We start from the raw sequence: 18,501 nt of genomic DNA on the forward strand, positions 1-18,501 counted from the left end.
GTAGTTGGTACTCTTAAAGATACGATAAATAACGTAATCAACCAACTGATAGTCAATATATTAATCATATAATTTTAAAAATTTAAACAGTTTCTAAGGTAATTCTTTTTACTGCAGCAGCCTGCGCTGCTTTTTTGTGCAAATCCTGACTAATACGCACATTGAAACTTCCTTTATACGATTTTTCTACCGGTTTCCCTTCTCGTTTACAATCCTCAACATGAAGGTTTACCATTTCGTGAAAGGCATTTTCCAGCTCGGAAACAGAGATTCCTTCAAATGTTACCAGATCATTAATCCCTTCAATTTTACCGAAGAAAATATGATCGTCAGCATTGAAATTAACAGAACCAATAAATCCTTTATATGTGAGTATATTATTCATAGTAATCCATCTCTTTCCTATCCGTCGAGCGGTTTGAAACCGCTTGACGGATAAAACAATTATCCCCGCGTAAAAACCGGCCGGTTACCTTTCGACATGCGCGGATTGTAATTGTACCCATCCATATCGAATGCCTGCAGGTCGGTTACTTTCTTGATATCATTCTCGAGGATAAAACGCGTCATCAGGCCACGCGCTTTTTGGCGTAAACAGCTATTATTTTGTAGTGTCCGTTTTTCATGTCCCGGAATTCAGGCGTGACAATCTCTTTTCGAAGTATTTTGGTATCGATGCTTTTAAAGTATTCGTTGGAAGCAAGGTTAATCAGCACATCGCTTCCCGACTCTTCCACTGCTTCTCTTACTTTCTCAGAAAGCTGCGGATTCCAGAATTCATATAAACTTTTTGATTTGCCGTATTTCATTTTCGTTCCCATCTCCAGGCGGTAGGGCTGAATTAAATCGAGGGGTTTCAAAACACCGTACAAGCCCGATAAAATCCTTAATTTTTTCTGGGCAAGTTTTAACGTTTTAACGGGAAGCGAGCTGGCATCAAGACCGCGAAACACCTCGCCGGAAAAAGCAAGAACTGCCTGCTTGGCATTTTCGGGTGTAAACGGCAGCTGCCAGGTTTGAAAACGCTGAAAGTTGAGTTCACCCAAATCTTTTGAAATGCCCATCAGCTCCGAAAGATGATCGGGGCTCATTTGTTTTAAAACCTCAACCAGTTCTTCTGATTCTCCCAATAATTCGGGCAAGGTGTATTCTTTTGTTTTGGGTTTTGTCTCAAAATCCAGCGATTTTGCGGGTGAAATAACTATTAGCATAACATTTGTTTTTTTTGAAGGAACGAAAAATTTTCAAAAATGTTCAGATGATAAATTTACAATCACCGCGAATTTTGCAATGCATTTAATGCCTGCTGCAGTGCCTGTTTTTCAGCCTGTGGAAGCCCTTCTTGTTTCAGTGTTTTTTTATACAATTGAATGGCTTGATTTGTCCTGCCGTCTTTCATATAAATATCGGCCAGAAAACTGACGGCATTTAAATAGATTGGATGTCTTTCCAGCAAATTTCCAAGCGTCTTTTCAGCCGCTACTTTTTGGTCGTTCTGCAACTGGTAATAAGCCAGCGTGTAAGCATATTTTGGCTCATCGGGCCGGGCTTTTGCTGCCACTGATGCAAACTCAATGGCCTCTTCCACACTTCGCTGCGAAACAATAACACTAAGATTGTAAGCGGCTACCGCTTGTTTTGGATTGACTTCCAGTGCCGTTTTTAAAGCTTTCTCCGCTTCCTGCATTTTCCCTTGTTCAGCAAGTAAAAGACCGAGGTTCAGATTGGCAGCTTCATTATCCGGATCAATTTTCACGGCCTGTTTCAGATTCTCTTCAGCTTTTGCTGCATTGCCCATGTACGAATAAAGCACACTGCTGTTGATGAGCGGCATCAATGCTTCCGGGTAAATCCGGGCTGCGGTTTCGTAAGATTCGATCGCTTTTTGCGCATTCCCCTGGTTCTGGTGATAAATGCCGAGGTTGTAGTGTGAACTCCAGTCGTCGGGCCGGGCTACCATCGAATTGAGATACTCACCCGTTGCGTTGGCAACAACCTTTTTTTCTTCAGGTGAAAATTGGTTTTCGTCGGTTCCGGCAAGTGAAGCCGCTGCCGAAACACGCACCAGTCTGATTTCATCGGAGGCAGCAGTGATTAGTGCATTCACGGCTTCTTCCGAAAAATTACCGGTTAAAGCAGAGGATGCAGCTGCGCGCACCAATGGAGATTCATTTTCGTTTAATGCTTCAATAATGGACTCCCATTTTTTCTCATCGGAAGAGTTGACAAGCAAACGGATAAATGAAGTCACAACAACCTCATTGTATTTATTCTTGCGGATAATTTCCAGCATTTCGTCCATTCGGTCCCAGTTTTCTTCCCGCGCTTCCTTAATCAATTGCGCCCAGTAAAGCGTTTCTTCCTGGTAATCACCGTTTGGACGTGCTTTCACAATTTCGTTGGCCCATTCGGGTGACTTGTCATGGTGGCACTGATTGCACGCATTGGGTGAGCCAAATTTTATGGTTGCCTCCGGCATGGGCGGCCGGAACGAGTGATCGCTGCGGATAAAACGCCCCACAAACTCGCGGCTGGGCACGTGGCAGTTCACACATTGCGAACCTTCACTATCGGGTTGATGCATGGTGTGGGCAACCAAACCGTCTCCTTGTTTCTCATCGTGGCACGAAGTACAGGCTGCATTCGGATTATCAGCAAACCGGTTTCGCCCGCTGGACGTATGGCAGGTAACGCAATGCAAATCGCTTTCCTGAATGCAGGGATTCATCTTCCAGCCAGTCATAGTATAGTTTTCACCCAAATCACGTCCGTCGGGATAAAAATCCGGATCTTCGAGTGTGGCCAGGGTGAAATGGTCGAAATACGGCTCGGGCGGCACATAATTTTTGGTAATCGCACTTCCTTTAGCGTGGCACACTGCGCACGACGAGTTGTGTTCTTCGGATGTAAAGTTGCTGGTTACAAGAATTTTCCAATCTTCAGGTTCTTCTTCTTTCTCTTCAGCCTCCTGAAAAACCCGCACATGTTCGGCGCTGGGGCCGTGGCACGTTTCGCAATTAATTCCTGCTTCTTTCCAGGTGGTATGATATGTATCGGTTTCCAAATTGTAGTTGGAAGAAACCTGGCTGACATGACAATTGTAGCAGGCCGTGTTAAAAGCGTACATCCGGTCGCGCCAGGGCAGCGCCTGGTCTTCTTCACCGGTATCGCCAAAATGCCGCACAGCCGATTCGGGATAGTTAAACCATTGTTGCCGGTTTACATCGTAGGCCAGCGGAATGGTTTGCAGTTTCCCTTTTTCAAGCGGTGTCAGAAATGTAAATACATTTTTCCCCCCGAGCGAATATTCCACAGGATATTCATTCAGCAAATCGTCGCCCTCCATTTCGAGCATCACCATGGACGAATCTTCATAAATCATTTGGTAGATTTTATCTTCTATTTCAATGGAATTGCATTCAGGAAGCTGATATTCCTTTATAAACCCGGCATTTACCGGCTGCATGGCTTTCCCGTGCCACGACGGAGCCCACAGTTCATAAAAACGCTCGTGGCATTGAATGCAACTTTCAGACCCCGAGTACTCATTTTCGGTTACCTGGTTTTTTTCTTTCTGAACACATGAAGAGGCAAATAGTGAAATAATTGCCAGCAGAGTAAGTAGTTTTCTTCCCGTCATATCCCGGATTTTTGTACTACAAATATTCGAATATTTTTAGAAAGAATGAATTTAAGTTAAAGCGTTGCCCAGATACGTGCCAGCGAATGACCGGGTGCTTTGATATTCAAATCGAGGAAATAGCCAAATGGTGTCTGTGCCGTTTCGTACCCGCCATTTTGAAGCCGTTTTTCAGCCCGATCAAAAAGTTCCTTTGTAAACTCTACCGAAGCTTTGGAGTCCGACAAATGGGCAAATGAGTGCAGGATTATTTTTTTGCAATCGTTTTTCCGGGCTGTCCATTTCAGGTGGTTCACCAGTTTCTTCTCGCGGCTTTTTACATCGTACTCTTCATCTTCGGCCTCCACCTGGATAAATGCTGCAATTGAATCCTTAAAAACTGCTCCTTCCGTTATGTCTTCCGCTTCTTCCAGATTTTTCTGAGCCGGTGTATAACCAAACTCATCAACATACATTACCAATACCTTCATTCTTTATTCAGCGTTTGCTATAAGTTCCTCACTCAATTTTTCAGTCCAGTTTCGTAAAACCTCCACTTCAGCTTCATCAAGTTTTGCTTTCGGGTGCAAAAGAACATACTCCTTCAGCGGCATTTCACCTTTTTCAACCTCTTCAATCATTTCATCCAAGGTGCCAATCTTATCAAAAACATCCATTTGTCCCCATTCCGAGAGGTTTAAATGTTCTTTCCCTTCCACAATATGATTATTGATTACCCACGAAACCGGCGAAACATAATGATACCAAAGATAATTGGTTTGATTGGAATGGCAATCGAGGCAGGCGTTGGTTAGCAGTGTTTGCATATTTTCAGGGACATCGGCCTGTTTAAAAAGGTGATCATCATCCATTTCGATCCGGTTTTTTTCGGGTTGAAAAAACTGGGCTACAACAAACAAAACCAGCACGGCAATTATAAAAATGCGTAATACTTTTTTCATAAAACAGGTAAAATAATTACTCCCGGCAAAGGTTACCGGGAGTAGTTTGAGTTTATTAATTTCCGATTAAGGCAGCTGCTTCATTTTTGGCCCATTCGGTTAATAGCTTGGTTTCTTTCTCTGTCAGCTTTTTGTCAGGATAGTTTTCCAGAAACTTTTTGGGTGGCATTTCTCCTTCTTCAATCATTTCGGCAATATCCCGGTACTTAGTAATTTTACGTACTTTTGAAAGTTCTCCAAGTGTTTTAAAATCGAGTTCCTCTTTTGCATCTTCGTTTTGGGAATCGGTGTTGTGGCATCCAAAACACGATTTTTCAATTGCTTTTTTAACCTCTTTCGGCATTTCAGGCTCATCTGGTGAGCTATTGGAAATAAATGAAGCGCTAATAAAAAAAGCGGCTGCAGAAAAAATAATCAGAAAAAAACCAGAATTTTTCATAGTTTGAAATTTTAAAGTTTATACAATTTCCTAATAAAATACGTTATTTTTTCAATACGGAACAAGAATAAACCTGTTAAATGCATAAAAACACTGAAACCTTTGCGGAGGTTTTTAAGAAACAGATTTACAGTTCTCATGGTTTAAATATTAACTTTGGCAAAAAAATTTATTACATGCGTAAACTTTTTTTCACGGCTTTACTCGTGTTTTTCACGGTTTTTTTTGCCCACGCCCAGGTATCGCAGGGTGGGCGCCCAATTGAACTGCCGGCACTAAAAAGCACCGGAATCCCTGAAAAAGTTATGCCGCCCTTCAGTCGCAATGAACTACAACAATTTAATACAATCGATGAAAAAGAAACACTGCTGAAACCTTTCAGGTTCGCCCATGGTTTCGATGTTTCTATTTCTCCTGCTACCGACGGAAAATGGACCACTAATGTTCGGGGAAATGATATCTGGCAGCTAAAAATCCGCTCGGAAAATGCTTTTTCGTTAAGCCTCATTTTCGATAAATTTCATCTGCCCCCGGGGTCACGTCTTTTTTTGTTTAATGAAAAAGAAAGTTTCTACACAGGAGCCTTTACTTCGGCCAACAACAAGCCATCAGGTAAATTTGCTGTTGCGCCTGTTGCCGGCGACGAACTAATTGTTCAATACGAAATTCCGGCGGGATACGACGGGGTTAACGATTTCACCATTACCCAGGTGAACCACGATTTTGTTGGAATATTAAAATACAGCGACCGCCGACCAATGGGGAAACCTGCCGGCGATTGCAATATTGATATAAATTGTGAAACCGAGGACACCTGGCATGAAACGAAAGATGCTGTTTGCCGCATTATTACTGCCAAACAGGAAGGCACCCGAAAATTCAGTGAAATTTGCACAGGCACTTTAATCAACAACACGGCCGAAAACCAAAAACCATACGTAATTACGGCAGCTCATTGTATTGAAAAAGCTGAATTTGCCGAAACATCGGTTTTTACATTTAACTACGAAAGCCCTTATTGCGCCCCACTCGACGGCGATCCGGGCAATTCTGTTTCGGGTGCGAAATTGCTGGCCATTTCCGACAGTCTCGATTTTGCCCTGGTTGAACTCACACTGGAACCGCCACCCGATTACCGGCCGTTTTATGCCGGATGGGATGTATTTGCACCAGTGCCCGACTCCTCGACAAGCATTCATCATCCGCAGGGCGACATCAAAAAAATTGCTTACGACAGCGACCCCCCGGTCATTTCTGATTTCAGATCGGATTACACACCCGATGGTTTTTTAAAAATTAACCGTTGGGATGCCGGCGTTACCGAAGCAGGCTCCTCGGGCGGGCCTCTTTTCAATCCCGGGCAAAAACTGATTGGTACACTCACTGGCGGAGCCGCAACATGTGATAATCCTGTCCGCGATTATTTTTCACGTTTAGATATCGCATGGGAATTTAGACCCGATTCAACCCAACAACTTAAATACTGGCTCGATCCTTTCAACAGTGGCAATAAAAGCGTGGAGGGAAAACGTTTTTACACAGATGAAGATTATTGCCTCGCATTTACCAACCTCACAGCAGACGACAGCCACGAAAATATCCCCTTGCGAGATGGAAACGAATTTTTGGGGTACTGGGGCGGAACCAACAGCGCCGGGATAACAGAATTCACCGAGCGTTTTTCAATTTATGGAAATGAGCAGCTTTCAGGAATTTCGCTTGGAGTGGGAAAACTTTACCTCTCCAACCAGGACCCGTTTTCTGATCGTGAAATAACACTGAAAGTTTACAACGGCAGCAATTTACCCAAAACGCTGATTTATTCGCAGCCGGTAAATATTAAATCGCTGGTACCCGATGCCATGAATTATATCGGGTTTGATGAAACGGTGGAACCGGCTGATACATTTTTTATCGGATTTGAGCTGAGCAACCTTCAGCCACTGGATACGTTTGTTGTTTACCAATCGCTGAGAGAACCCGACATGGAAAATAATTTTTATTTCAAAAAAGATAACTGGTGGAATGTGTTCCAGGAGGCTAACACTGAAGGCTACTCAATGGCCAACGTGTTTGAACTGGTTGCCTGCAATGTTGATCCGATGGTGAATGACACTCCCCTGGTTACAAAACCAATGGAAGTGCTGATTTACCCCAATCCGGCACATTCAAAATTCACATTTGAGGCAGGTCAGGATATTCAACGGGAAAACATTAAAATTTACAACCTCATCGGTCAGGAAATTAATGCAGAATTTAACACTGTTTCCAACAAAAAAATTGAAATTGATTTGTCGGGTAACCAACCGGGTGTTTACTTTGTGCGCTTAAAAACAGCCGAAGGAATCGTATCGAAAAAAGTAACCTGGGTTCCGTGGTAAAAATTGAATTATGCAACGTTTAGTTTTCATTTTTATCTTATTCTCTACATTGACCGGATGTTCAGGCCGGCAAAATCAAAATACCGACCGAATTAAATCCAACAACTACGCCCAGGGATTCCGGCTTATTAGAAATGAAAATATCACCAAACTTTCGGTTTTCAATCCCTGGGAAAAAGCAGAAAATATTTCGGTAGATTATTATTTGCATCCGAAAGGTTCGCTCCTCCCCGACTCGCTTTCAAACCAAAAAGTGATTAAAACACCTGTAAAACGCGTGGTTTGCCTTTCGACCACACACATTGCTTTTTTAAATGAACTGGACGAAATCAATTCCATAGTTGGAATTTCGGGCAGTCAGTATGTTTCAAACCCAAAACTGCGCAAACGAATTGAAGCAGGCGAAGTACCCGATGTGGGCTACGGGCAAAACCTGAATTACGAACAAATTGTTAGTCAGCAACCCGATTTGGTAATGGTTTACGGCGTGGGCAGCGAAGTAACCAGTTTCACACAAAAACTGGAAGAAATGGGTATCCCTGTAATTTTAATTGCTGAATACCTCGAAGAAAATCCGCTCGGCAAGGCTGAATGGATAAAATTTATCGGTGCGTTGTTTGAAAAAGAAAAGAAAGCCAGTACATTTTTTTCGCAGGTTGAAGAAGAATACCTGGAACTAAAACAACTGGCCGCCGGCGAAACCAACCAGCCCAAAGTTTTGGTGGGGTCACCATACAACGACACCTGGTGGGTTCCGGGAGGCAATTCATACATGGCCAACCTGATTGCTGATGCCGGTGGCGATTACCTGGGCAAAGACAACCAAAGCAATGAAAGCTTTGCCATTTCGTTTGAAAATGCACTTGTTTGGGGCAGCCAGGCGGACGTGTGGATTAACATGGGCAACCTTTCTTCCAAAAAAGAAATCAGAACTGCCGACGATCGTTTTAAAAACTTCAGAGTTTTTAATGAAGGACGAATTTATAACAATATAAAAAGACTCAGCCCACACGGCGGAAATGATTTTTGGGAAAGCGGAACGGTAAACCCGCAGCTTGTTTTACGCGATTTAATCCATATTTTTCACCCAAACTTAATACAGGAAGAAATGATTTACTATTCTGAAATAAAATGAAGGAATCTGTTCCACATAAGAAACTACCAGTGGCATTGATTTTCTCATTGCTGGGTATTTTGTTCGTGCTGCTTTTTGTGGCCGATATTTTACTTGGTTCCATTATTATTCCTGTAAAAGAAGTTTTTTATTCCCTTTTCTCCACCTCCGAAACCAACGAAACTTACCGGACAATTATACTCAGTTTTCGATTCCCAAAAGCATTAACAGCAATCATGACCGGTGCTGCCCTGTCATTGAGCGGACTGCAAATGCAAACCGTTTTTCGTAACCCGTTGGCCGGGCCTTATGTTTTGGGCATCAGTGCCGGGGCCAGCCTGGGTGTGGCACTGTTCGTGCTGGGTTTTTCCTCGGTTCTGGCGGCGGGAATTTTCACCACAACAGGAGCCTGGCCACTGGCTTTGGTGGCCTGGGCGGGCTCGTTTTTGGTTATGCTTCTGGTGCTTTTCGTTTCCATGAAAGTAAACGACATTATGACCATTCTCATTCTCGGTATTCTTTTCACCAGTGCCGTTTCCGCCATTGTGAGCATTCTGCAGTATTTCAGTAACGAATCGATGCTGAAAGCATTTATTGTGTGGACCATGGGAAGCTTAGGGAATGTTACCAAAGCGCAGTTATCTGTTTTGGCTCCGGCAATTCTAACCGGTATTCTTTTGGCATTTCTGAAAATAAAAGATTTGAATGCTTTCCTGCTGGGTGAAAATTACGCCCGGTCGCTAGGGGTTTCTATCAAAACCAGCCGGATAATTATTTTCCTGAGTACAAGTTTACTGGCAGGCACCATTACCGCTTTTTGCGGGCCTATCGGGTTTATTGGGATTGCCGTGCCGCACATCTGCCGGGTAATTTTTAAAACGGCCAACCACCTGATTTTGGTTCCGGCCGTAATTTTAACCGGCAGCATTGTTATGCTTTTCAGCGATATTGTTTCGCAACTCCCCGGAATGCAAACCACATTGCCCATTAATTCAGTAACCGCCCTTATCGGAATTCCGGTCATCATCTGGATGATTGTTAAGAACAAAAAATTTGTTTCGGTGTCATGAAAAAAAATAATTTCAATATTGAATTGCAGCAGCTTTCGGTTGGTTATGAGCAACCGGGAGGCAATCCGCTTGAAATATTGAAAGCGATAAATTTTTCGGCTACACCGGGCGAAATGGTGGCGTTAATCGGCAGTAACGGAATTGGAAAAAGTACATTGCTGCGCACACTTGCCGGTTTTCAGCCCTGGTTTTCGGGAAATATTCAAATCAGCGGCCGGAACTTAAAAAACATCAATTCCAAAGAGGTGGCGCGTATCATGAGCTTTGTTTCTACCGAAAATGTGCGGGTGCCCAACCTTTCGGTGTTCGACCTGGTGGCTTACGGCCGTTTCCCTTACACCAACTGGATTGGAATGCTCTCGGAACTAGACAAATCGGTGGTGGACGAAGCGATAAAAAATGTAGGTCTGCAGGGATTCGAAAACCGCCCGGTAATGCAAATCAGCGACGGCGAACGCCAACGGGCAATGATTGCGCGGGCATTGGCGCAGGACACACCGGTTATCATTCTGGATGAACCCACCGCCTACCTCGACGTGAGCAACAAGTACGAAATTTTTCACCTGTTGCAGGTGCTGGCCAACAAAAAGAAAAAAACCATTATTCTTTCCACCCACGATTTAAACATTGCCCTGCGCGAAGTGGACAAACTCTGGATTGCCACCGATTGTGGAAATTACCAGGGCGCCCCCGAGGATGCAGTGCTGCAGGGATGGCTAAACCAATTGTTTAAAAACGACCATGTGGGGTTCGATGCTGACGAAGGTGAATTTTTCTTCAAAAAAGAATTTAAAGCCAAGGTGAAAGTGGAAGGCGGAGGGTTGCCGCTCACCTGGACACTCCGCGCCCTCAACCGCAAAGGCTACCAGATTGTGATGCAGGCCGAACACGACTACCGTGTGGTGGCCAAAGAAAATTCGTGGGAACTAATCTCCAAAGGCAATCAAAAAACATTTGGTTCTGTTTATGAATTGATGGCTTTTTTGGAAACGCCAAAGTAACCCTTTTTCAAAAATCCCAGGTCAGTAGCCTACCTTTTACTTAAATGCCGGGGCTGTTTTTTTGTAATTTCAACATTCAATATAAATTTGAACTGATTAGTTACACCAAACGTTTCATCGCTTCATCAACCGGCGTAGGTTTCATATTAAATACCGTTTCAAATTTTGAGCTGTCAAAATCATAATCGCGGTCGTACTGGTAAAGCATCTCTTTCATTTCGCGCATCAGCGGATTAAAAACGCCCATTATTTTCACTAACAACTGCGGAGCGACTATTGATTTTGGTTTTACCCCGAGCGTGTTTGCGGTAATTTCAATCCATTCGTGCATGGGAATTGCCTGCACGGTAGGCAAATGCCACACCTGGCCGTAAGCATTTTCAGTGTTTCCAAGCAATGCGGTAGCCTTTGCCGCATCGGGAGTCCAGGTAAAATTGTGTTTATGTTTTACGGAACAAAACCAGTTGGCACTTTTCCCGGCTTTCAGGTTATTCAGGATGGCCTCGTTAAAAACGCTGTTTTTAATTCCGGGGCCGTAAAAATCGGCTGCACGGGCGATTAATGCCTCAACTTTCCCCGACTGCGCTTCATTCAGCAACATTTGGGCAATTTGTGCGCGTACCTTTCCCTTCCGGCTGGGCGGGTTCACCTCCGTTTCTTCCGTCATGGGCGACAGTTTTTCTTTGTTGTACATATACATGTTATCGAAAAACACCAGTTTGGTTTTATGCTTTTTGCAGGCCGATAGCACATTTTTCATGATAACCGGCCACTGCCTTTCCCACACCAGCGCCTGGTAAGGTAAGCCAGCAGTAAGGTAAGCAACACTTGCCCCTTTAACTGCATCTTCCACATTTTGTTTGTTGGTCAGGTCTCCCTTAAAAAGTTCGTCATCGTCATTCACTTTTTGCGGGTTGCGGCTAAACAACCTCACTTTTTTAGTGTAATTTTTCAATTCTTTGGCGAGGTCATTTCCAATTGCCCCTCCTGCACCTAAAATTACCTGCATATTTCTTGTTTTTAGTTACAACCAGTCTTTCTTCCTGAAATAATACAACATAACAGCGGCCAGAATCAACATCCCTCCCAACATAATAAAATAGCTGTATTTGTATTCCAGCTCAGGAAGGTATTGAAAATTAGTGCCGTAAATTCCGGCAATAAATGTAAGCGGAATAAAGATGGAAGCAAAAATCGTGAGAACCTTCATTACTTCGTTGGTACGGCTTCCAACATTGGCGTGATAAATATTCAAATAGTCATTGGTCATGTTAAAATAGATGTCAACGGCTTCGAGCGCCTGCAACGTCAGGTCGTTCAAATCTTTATAAAAAGCCAGTGTCCTTTTATCAACCAGTGCCGTATCGGTTTTGTTCAGGTAGAACATTATTTCTTTAACGGGCCAGATATTTTTCCGTATAAACCCCACATTTGTTTTAAGCCGGTAAATTTTTTCAAGGGTCGATTTTTGGGTCTGCGTTAAAATTTCCTCTTCCATGTCTTCAATTACGGTTCCCACACTTTCAATGGTATGAATGTACATATCAACCAAAGTATCCATTAGTGCGTAGGCCAGGTAATCGGCTCCCATTTTTCTGATGCGCCCTTTCCCGTTTCTGATTCTTTCGCGCACAGGCTCAAAGCTATGGGCAATATTTTCCTGAAAAGTAATGACAAAATTTTTCCCGACAACTATTGAAATATGGTCGCCTGTAACTTTTTCAATTTCGGGCCGGTATTCAAGCACTTTCAGAAAAACAGTGAGATTATTATCGTCGCCGGTTATTTTTGGGCGCTGGTCGGTATTCAAAATATCTTCCTGCTCCAGTTGCTGAATGTTGAAACGCTCGGCTACCCGGGATACCAACTCTGTATCCTGCAACCCGTAGATATTTAACCACAAAACCGAGCCATTTGGAACAACCTCCGGAATTTCATCCAGGCTTTCAGCCTTTTGCTCGGCAACTGAATCTTTATTGTAGAGCATGAAATAAATTTCAGGCTTCTCCATTTTTTTGTTACCAATAAAAATGAGCGAACCGGGTGGCGTTCCGTGTGATTTTTTCCTGCTTTTTAAAAAACGTGCCATTATTCAATCTCTTTTTGTTGTTTCGAATGCACAAACAATACAGTGCCCACATCACCATACCCTTCAAAAAACTTTTCTTTTTCTTTTTTCAGTAATTCCTCGCGTAATCCGATGAGCGTAAGCCCGGCGTTTACCGAGTTTTTATTGATGATGGCTCTTGTTGACACATTCGGGTCCTGCACAATTAATTTAATGTTTTTGGCTGTTATGGGCAGCCGGCCCGAAGTAACCAGTTCTTTCATGGCTGCATGTGTTTTTTCAATATCCTCTTGCCGGCAAATATTAAAAATCTTAATCTGCCCTTTTTTCCAGTCAGGATGCCCCAAAATAATAAAGCTCAGTAAAATCATCAGGTTGGCATTTTCGGAATCGAACGAATTGATCCACACGTGAATGCCGTTCTTGTATTGAATTTCGCGCGGGCTGCTGCCCAAAATGGCAATATCGAAATCACCCGAGTTCACCAGCGAAAAATTATCGATAATCTCAGGTAAATCTTTTGGGTTCTCTTTATCGTATTCAAAAATTATCATGTTATTCTCCATGCCTGCAATTCCGGGAATCTGGATTGCTTGCGCAATGGCCGAAGTATTTGACGGTGAAATCAGCGTGTCGATGTACACATGATTTTCGATACTGTTTACATGTTCAATCAGTTTCTTGTGTTCCTCGTGTGCCTGCTGTACTGTAGATTTGGAATAGTAACCCACAATATGGTGGAGGTAGGTTCCAAAACCGTATTTGTAAGAAATCCAGTTAAGCAGCCGGAATGCTTTGTCGCGTTTAAACGTGCTTTTTGAAATGCAAATGGCACTGGGGCGCCACTCCTTATGCTCTTTTTTGCTTTGTTTTTTTTGCAGCAATACCTGCAGGTTGCGGTTAAGTTGAAAAAGCGCATTGGCAAAAATGGAGGAAAATCCTTTCCGGCTCTTGTGGTAATGATCCACATACAAATAGATGAGCGAAATAAACACAAATGCCAACAGTGCATACACTGTGCTTATTTTAAACATTATCCACACAGCAGCCACAAAACCGGCAAACGAAATGTACCAGCGCGACCTGAACGAAGGACGATAGGAAGGTGAGGCCCCAAAATGATTCAGAAATGAAATAAGACACAACGAGCCATAGGTTACCATAAAAAACATGGATATGATGGAAGCCACTGCGTTTACATCGCCCACAGCCACAAATACAAAAGCAATAATAGATGTAACCAGCGAGGCGTTTACCGGTTCGTTATCTTTTGCAGTTGCTTTCCCCAGCCAGCCGTTCAAACGCGATGAAGGGAACGCTTTGTCGAGTGCCAGTGCCTGTAAAGTTCGGGGAGCCACCATTACCGAGCCCAGGGCCGATGATATTGTAGAAGCAGCCAGCCCCAGCGGAATTACAATTACCCCGGCAACAGCAACGCGGGCCATTATCAGCTGGTGCTCCAAAAGGTCCTGAACAGGAGCCGATTTCGCGAGCTTGAACACCACAAAAAAGTAAACAATCATTCCCGAAAATGTGGCCAGTGTAGTTCCCAGCGGGATGGCTTTCGACGGTTTTTTCAGGTCACCCGAGAGCCCCACACCGGCTGTCATCCCGGTAAACGCCGGAAATATAATGGCAAACACCACGAAAAAATCCTGCGGGTTGCGCAGTTCCGCTTTTGCCAGGTTAAATGTAGAGGCATCGGCATGGCCGGTGTTGCCCAGAAAAAACATTACCAGCGAAAAAAACAGAATACCCACCACAACGTAAAGCGCTTTCACACCCAGGTTGGCCCCTTTTTTAATAATCAACACAGCCAGGCCGGCCATAACCGGTAAACTAATGGCCTGCCTTGGCAGCGTAAAACCAAAACTTTCAGAAATATAATTGAAAAGAAATTCGAAGGCTTCAGTAAAAGCAATCACATAAAACGCCACACTTATTGCCTGCGACAAAAAAAGCGCAATGCCAATGGTCGCACCGATATTGAGCCCAAACGAACGTGAAATAATAAAATACTCTCCCCCACCTTCAACACGTTTATTGGTGGCAATTTCAGAAATAGCCAGTGCCGTGGGAATGGTAACCACATGGCCGAGCAAAATCAACAGGACTACTCCCCAAAACCCCAGTGTACCAACAGCATAACCAAAACGCAAAAATAATATTGCTCCCAGGATGGTCGAAATCGCTGTAAAAAAAACCGGGGCAGTCCCAAATTTTTTAGGATTAGATGTGTCCATTTTATTATTTGAAAAAATTGTTTGTCATCTGTGCGGAAAGGTAAATAATCAATTTGAAAAAATCAGGCTCTGCAAACAAAAATCGTTACCAATTTATTGTTTAACCCGAAAGGCTTTTCAATACTTTACCTGTTTGGCAAAACCGTTGTCCACCAACTCCTGGTTTAGTGTTGTAGCACTGTCGGCAAGTTTAATGGTGCCAATATAACGGCCGAATTTGCCGGTTACTTTTTCGGTTTCAATAATCATCTGGTTATTGTTGGCAGCCAGGCGTTGCTCGACAAACTGCATGGCTGCAATTCCGCGCCGGTGTTCATCGGAGTCTTTTTTCACAGAGTAAACTTCGGGAGTGTCAATGCCTGCCAGGCGAATACGCTGATGGGTGGTAATTTTAAATCCCAAATCTATCGTCACGTCAATGGTATCACCATCTATCACGCGTTCTGCATTTGCTTTGTACTGGTACATAATTTAATTTTTGAAATTAGTTACTGAAACAAGTTACAAAAAAAGTCGGAACCGGGAGGAAGATGTCGGAACCTGGATTAACAGGTTTTAGGGATTACCCGGATGAAGAAAGTCTGAACCACGATTACAGCAGATTGAGGGATTACCGGGATTAAAAAGAAAGAAATAATCCTGGTAATCTGGGTAATCAGAGTAAATCCCGGTTAAGACAATTAAAAGGAACCTATCTTACTAACCAACAGAAAATGAGTCAACCATTCTGTTTTATTGAAGTAATTTTTCAATTTTGGAAATCAAATCCTTTTTTCTCACTGGCTTTGAAACATATTCGTCGAAACCGGCTTCCAGTGCTTTTTCCCGATCTCCGGCAAGCGCGTTGGCTGTTTGTGCAATTATTTTTACCTCTTTGTTAAATTGCCTGATTTCTTTTAATGAATCATATCCATTTCCTTCGGGCATTTTTATATCCATTAAGATCAAATCAGTATCAGGATGCTTTTGGCTGAGTTCAACAGTCTCCTTTCCCGAAGTAGCCACCAGTATTTCTCTTGCTGTATTTTTTAGAAGTATTGATAAAAATTTAGCACTTATTCCATCATCTTCAGCAATAATAACTTTCAGTTTCTGTGATATGTTATTCTCCGAAAATCCTGCTTCATCTTCACCTGCATTCTGCTTCAATTGTTCAGCCTGCTTTGGCAAACTGAACCAAAAAGCAGACCCTTTACCTTCTTCAGATTCAACTCCAATTTCCCCACCGAGCATTTCCGTGTAAGCTTTGGCAATGGCCAGACCCAGTCCGCAACCTTCAAAAACACGGGTATCTTCTATATCAGCCTGTTCGAAGCGGTTAAAAATTGCAGCTTGTCGCTCTTTCGGAATTCCGATTCCGGTATCTTTTACAAAACAATAAAGCTGTTTATTTCTGATTTCGCAACCGATATTTACAAATCCTTCGTCTGAATATTTAAGGGCATTTTTTACCAGGTTGGTGAAAATGGAATTAAATTTAGATACATCAGTATCCCAATGACAATCACTTTCGGGTATAAAATTTTCAATATTCAACTGCAGCCCTTTATTTCGTGCTTCGGGCAAAAAGAAGTTATACAATGCTTCAATCTCATTGTTAACATTTATTGTAGAAAGTTTTATTTCGGTTTGCCCGGTTTCAATACGCGAAATATCAATAATTGCATTCACGGTTTCCAACATACGGTCTCCGCTTTTATGAATAATTTCGATGAATTTCTGCTGCTGTTCACCCGACAATTCGGGATTTTGCAACAATTCGGTAAACCCCATAATTCCGTTCATGGGCGTGCGTATTTCATGGCTCATATTGGCCAGAAACGCAGATTTCAACCTATCCGCCTGTTCAGCTTCTTCTTTAGCCTCAATTAACTGTTTTTCAATTGTTTTCTGAACCGTTACATCATGCAAAACCCCGATAACTTTTTTTGGTTTCCCTGTTTCATCCTTTTGCAACTCAGCGATTGAATGAATAATTTTTCTGTCGGAGGTGTTTTTGGGAATTATTTCAAAAACAATGTCATAAGGTTTGTTAGCACCCACGAGGTCAATCATAGCCTGATTCACACGGTCCCGGTCTTTTTCAACTACAATTTTCATTACCTCCTCAGCAGAAAACCCTGGGTTACTCAAATCCAGATTATAAATCCGTTTGGCTTCATCCGATCCCCAAAACTTATTGGTTATCAGGTTAAATTCCCAGCTTCCGATATGGCCTACTTCCTGAGCTTTTCTGAATCGTCTTTCACTTCTCCGGGCTTCATCTCTTGCCTTTTTAATTTCAATTTCAGCCCTTTTTCGTAATGTAATATCTTCTCCTGTGCTGAGTGTTCCTTTAAAGTTTCCATTTTCATCCCTGAAAATGCTGTTGTGCCACAAAATATCTTTTCTTTCCCCTGTTTTTGTAAAAATTTGGTTTTCAAAATTAAATGAACCTGTCTCGTTTTTATTCTTTAATTTCAGGAAGAATTTCTCCACATTTTTTTGTTCCTCTTTGGGCAGGCATATGGCAAACCAATTTTTTCCGATAAGCTCACCTGGTTGATAGCCCAATATGCGATGGCCGCTTTCATTTAGCAGCGTAATTATTCCATTCTCGTCAAGCGATAATACAATTTCGGCAGCTACATCCAAATAGATTTTTAAAGTTTCATTGCTCTTCTTCAGCTCTTCTTCATTAGCTGTCAATTGCTGGTTGGCGGCTCTCAACTGTTGCTCATTGGCGGCTAACTGCTGATTGGCTGCCCTGAGTTGCTGTTCGCCCGAAATTAACTGCTGGTTCATTGCGGCCAGTTGCTGATTGCTTGCCATAAGCTGTTGTTCGCTGGCTATTAACTGTTGATTGATGGCTTTAAGTTTTTCCTCAGCCTCCTTTCGTTTGGTTATATCCTGAAATGAACCATACAACTGGACTACCTTTCCGTTTTCATCTTTTTTAGCAAAACCCGATGCACTGCAAAATGCAGTCTTGCCGTCTCCGCGAAAAATCTTGAGATCAATTTCGTATGATTTCCCCTTTTTAACGCATTTCTGAACGGCTTCGTCCAGTTTTTTCATGCTCTCCGGGGTGTAAATCTGGGGATGTTCGGCATAAGAAACCGCGCCCAGTTTTGGATTTCGTTTAAATACCCGATACAATTCATCCGACCAGGTGACCGTGTCCGATTCAATATCCCAGTCCCAGCTGCCCACATGGGCAATTTGCTCGGTTCTTTTCAGAATGGCTGTTTTCTTTTTTAATTCCAGCTCGGCTTGCTTGCGTTTGGTAATATCCTGAAATGTACCATGTAAGCGAATACATTTCCCGTTTTTCATTTGTGGATTTCCCTGGGCTATTACCCACAGGTTATTCCCTTTTGCTGTAATAAAAGGCAATTCAAGATTATAACTTTTTCCTTTTTTAATGGCCTCGTTAACCGCTTTTTCAATTTTTTGGCGTGCCCCACCGGGGAAAAAGTCGATTGCTGTTGACAAATCGGGGTTATAATCATCCGGTACTTCATGGATTATTTTAGTTCAAATTAGAAACCCACGTTCTCTGAACGTGGTCAGAGTCGTTTTACGGGTTTGCCTATAAAAGACTCATTGCTAACTTTCGAAAGTT

At 42.8% G+C, this 18,501-nt stretch carries 14 protein-coding genes and 1 pseudogene; 4 read left to right on the forward strand and 11 right to left on the reverse strand.

Features of this window, described 5'->3' with window-relative positions:
* Nucleotides 1-82: 82 nt before the first annotated feature.
* The 6 genes and pseudogenes from BUC07_RS19340 to BUC07_RS19365 form a co-directional block, all read right to left on the reverse strand.
* Nucleotides 83-385 (reverse strand): type II toxin-antitoxin system HicB family antitoxin, encoded by a 303-nt coding sequence (locus tag BUC07_RS19340; protein WP_073173787.1) that lies wholly within the window; start codon nt 383-385, stop codon nt 83-85.
* Nucleotides 386-444: 59 nt separating this feature from the next.
* A pseudogene (gene yaaA / locus BUC07_RS19345) lies at nt 445-1,211 on the reverse strand (peroxide stress protein YaaA).
* Nucleotides 1,212-1,273: 62 nt separating this feature from the next.
* Nucleotides 1,274-3,640 (reverse strand): tetratricopeptide repeat protein, encoded by a 2,367-nt coding sequence (locus BUC07_RS19350; protein ID WP_073173788.1) that lies wholly within the window; start codon nt 3,638-3,640, stop codon nt 1,274-1,276.
* A gap of 56 nt (nt 3,641-3,696) precedes the next feature.
* Nucleotides 3,697-4,110 carry a threonyl-tRNA synthetase editing domain-containing protein gene (locus BUC07_RS19355; RefSeq protein WP_073173789.1) on the reverse strand — a complete coding sequence of 138 codons (414 nt, stop codon included), beginning with the start codon at nt 4,108-4,110 and terminating at the stop codon, nt 3,697-3,699.
* A 3-nt stretch (nt 4,111-4,113) separates the two neighbouring features.
* The gene (locus tag BUC07_RS19360) at nt 4,114-4,581 is read right to left on the reverse strand and encodes a heme-binding domain-containing protein (RefSeq protein WP_073173790.1); all 468 of its coding nucleotides are present in this window, start codon (nt 4,579-4,581) and stop codon (nt 4,114-4,116) included.
* 55 nt (nt 4,582-4,636) lie between these two features.
* Nucleotides 4,637-5,020: a heme-binding domain-containing protein gene (locus BUC07_RS19365; protein ID WP_073173792.1), complete on the reverse strand. Its 384-nt coding sequence runs from the start codon at nt 5,018-5,020 to the stop codon at nt 4,637-4,639.
* A gap of 176 nt (nt 5,021-5,196) precedes the next feature.
* On the opposite strand from BUC07_RS19365, the gene BUC07_RS19370 reads away from it, so the two are divergent.
* The 4 genes from BUC07_RS19370 to BUC07_RS19385 are packed head-to-tail and all read left to right on the forward strand — an operon-like array spanning nt 5,197 to nt 10,586.
* A complete protein-coding gene (locus tag BUC07_RS19370; RefSeq protein WP_175552577.1) occupies nt 5,197-7,401 on the forward strand; it encodes a T9SS type A sorting domain-containing protein in 2,205 nt (734 codons plus the stop codon).
* Between the two features lie 10 nt (nt 7,402-7,411).
* Nucleotides 7,412-8,536: an ABC transporter substrate-binding protein gene (locus BUC07_RS19375; protein WP_073173796.1), complete on the forward strand. Its 1,125-nt coding sequence runs from the start codon at nt 7,412-7,414 to the stop codon at nt 8,534-8,536.
* Entirely contained in the window at nt 8,533-9,585 is a 1,053-nt protein-coding gene (locus BUC07_RS19380) for an iron ABC transporter permease (protein ID WP_073173798.1), read from the forward strand. Before BUC07_RS19375 ends, BUC07_RS19380 begins: the two co-directional genes overlap by 4 nt.
* Nucleotides 9,582-10,586, forward strand: coding sequence for an ABC transporter ATP-binding protein (locus tag BUC07_RS19385; RefSeq protein ID WP_073173801.1), 1,005 nt, complete (start codon nt 9,582-9,584; stop codon nt 10,584-10,586). The genes BUC07_RS19380 and BUC07_RS19385 overlap by 4 nt, the downstream gene beginning before the upstream one ends.
* A gap of 100 nt (nt 10,587-10,686) precedes the next feature.
* On the opposite strand, the gene BUC07_RS19390 is transcribed toward BUC07_RS19385, so the two are convergent.
* The 5 genes from BUC07_RS19390 to BUC07_RS19410 all read right to left on the reverse strand — a co-directional run bounded on the left by BUC07_RS19390 (nt 10,687) and on the right by BUC07_RS19410 (nt 18,371).
* Complete coding sequence (locus tag BUC07_RS19390; protein ID WP_073173804.1) at nt 10,687-11,595, reverse strand: NAD-dependent epimerase/dehydratase family protein; 909 nt, start codon at nt 11,593-11,595, stop codon at nt 10,687-10,689.
* Between the two features lie 15 nt (nt 11,596-11,610).
* Entirely contained in the window at nt 11,611-12,675 is a 1,065-nt protein-coding gene (gene corA, locus BUC07_RS19395; protein ID WP_073173806.1) for a magnesium/cobalt transporter CorA, read from the reverse strand.
* The gene (locus BUC07_RS19400; RefSeq protein ID WP_073173808.1) at nt 12,675-14,897 is read right to left on the reverse strand and encodes an amino acid permease; all 2,223 of its coding nucleotides are present in this window, start codon (nt 14,895-14,897) and stop codon (nt 12,675-12,677) included. Before BUC07_RS19400 ends, corA begins: the two co-directional genes overlap by 1 nt.
* A 117-nt stretch (nt 14,898-15,014) precedes the next feature.
* Nucleotides 15,015-15,365, reverse strand: coding sequence for a thermonuclease family protein (locus BUC07_RS19405; RefSeq protein ID WP_073173810.1), 351 nt, complete (start codon nt 15,363-15,365; stop codon nt 15,015-15,017).
* 264 nt (nt 15,366-15,629) lie between these two features.
* Nucleotides 15,630-18,371: a PAS domain-containing protein gene (locus BUC07_RS19410; RefSeq protein ID WP_073173812.1), complete on the reverse strand. Its 2,742-nt coding sequence runs from the start codon at nt 18,369-18,371 to the stop codon at nt 15,630-15,632.
* Nucleotides 18,372-18,501 lie beyond the last annotated feature (130 nt).

The organism is Tangfeifania diversioriginum, from assembly GCF_900141875.1.
GTDB classification, from domain to species: domain Bacteria; phylum Bacteroidota; class Bacteroidia; order Bacteroidales; family Prolixibacteraceae; genus Tangfeifania; species Tangfeifania diversioriginum.

Excerpts from the sequence above, each read along its gene's own strand:
- BUC07_RS19385 (WP_073173801.1), top strand. The coding sequence starts at position 9,582 with ATGAAAAAAAATAATTTCAATATTGAATTGCAGCAGCTTTCGGTTGGT.
- BUC07_RS19355 (WP_073173789.1), bottom strand. The coding sequence starts at position 4,110 with ATGAAGGTATTGGTAATGTATGTTGATGAGTTTGGTTATACACCGGCT.
- BUC07_RS19340 (WP_073173787.1), bottom strand. The coding sequence starts at position 385 with ATGAATAATATACTCACATATAAAGGATTTATTGGTTCTGTTAATTTC.
- BUC07_RS19350 (WP_073173788.1), bottom strand. The coding sequence starts at position 3,640 with ATGACGGGAAGAAAACTACTTACTCTGCTGGCAATTATTTCACTATTT.
- BUC07_RS19380 (WP_073173798.1), top strand. The coding sequence starts at position 8,533 with ATGAAGGAATCTGTTCCACATAAGAAACTACCAGTGGCATTGATTTTC.
- corA (WP_073173806.1), bottom strand. The coding sequence starts at position 12,675 with ATGGCACGTTTTTTAAAAAGCAGGAAAAAATCACACGGAACGCCACCC.
- BUC07_RS19390 (WP_073173804.1), bottom strand. The coding sequence starts at position 11,595 with ATGCAGGTAATTTTAGGTGCAGGAGGGGCAATTGGAAATGACCTCGCC.
- BUC07_RS19405 (WP_073173810.1), bottom strand. The coding sequence starts at position 15,365 with ATGTACCAGTACAAAGCAAATGCAGAACGCGTGATAGATGGTGATACC.
- BUC07_RS19370 (WP_175552577.1), top strand. The coding sequence starts at position 5,197 with ATGCGTAAACTTTTTTTCACGGCTTTACTCGTGTTTTTCACGGTTTTT.
- BUC07_RS19375 (WP_073173796.1), top strand. The coding sequence starts at position 7,412 with ATGCAACGTTTAGTTTTCATTTTTATCTTATTCTCTACATTGACCGGA.
- BUC07_RS19400 (WP_073173808.1), bottom strand. The coding sequence starts at position 14,897 with ATGGACACATCTAATCCTAAAAAATTTGGGACTGCCCCGGTTTTTTTT.
- BUC07_RS19360 (WP_073173790.1), bottom strand. The coding sequence starts at position 4,581 with ATGAAAAAAGTATTACGCATTTTTATAATTGCCGTGCTGGTTTTGTTT.
- BUC07_RS19365 (WP_073173792.1), bottom strand. The coding sequence starts at position 5,020 with ATGAAAAATTCTGGTTTTTTTCTGATTATTTTTTCTGCAGCCGCTTTT.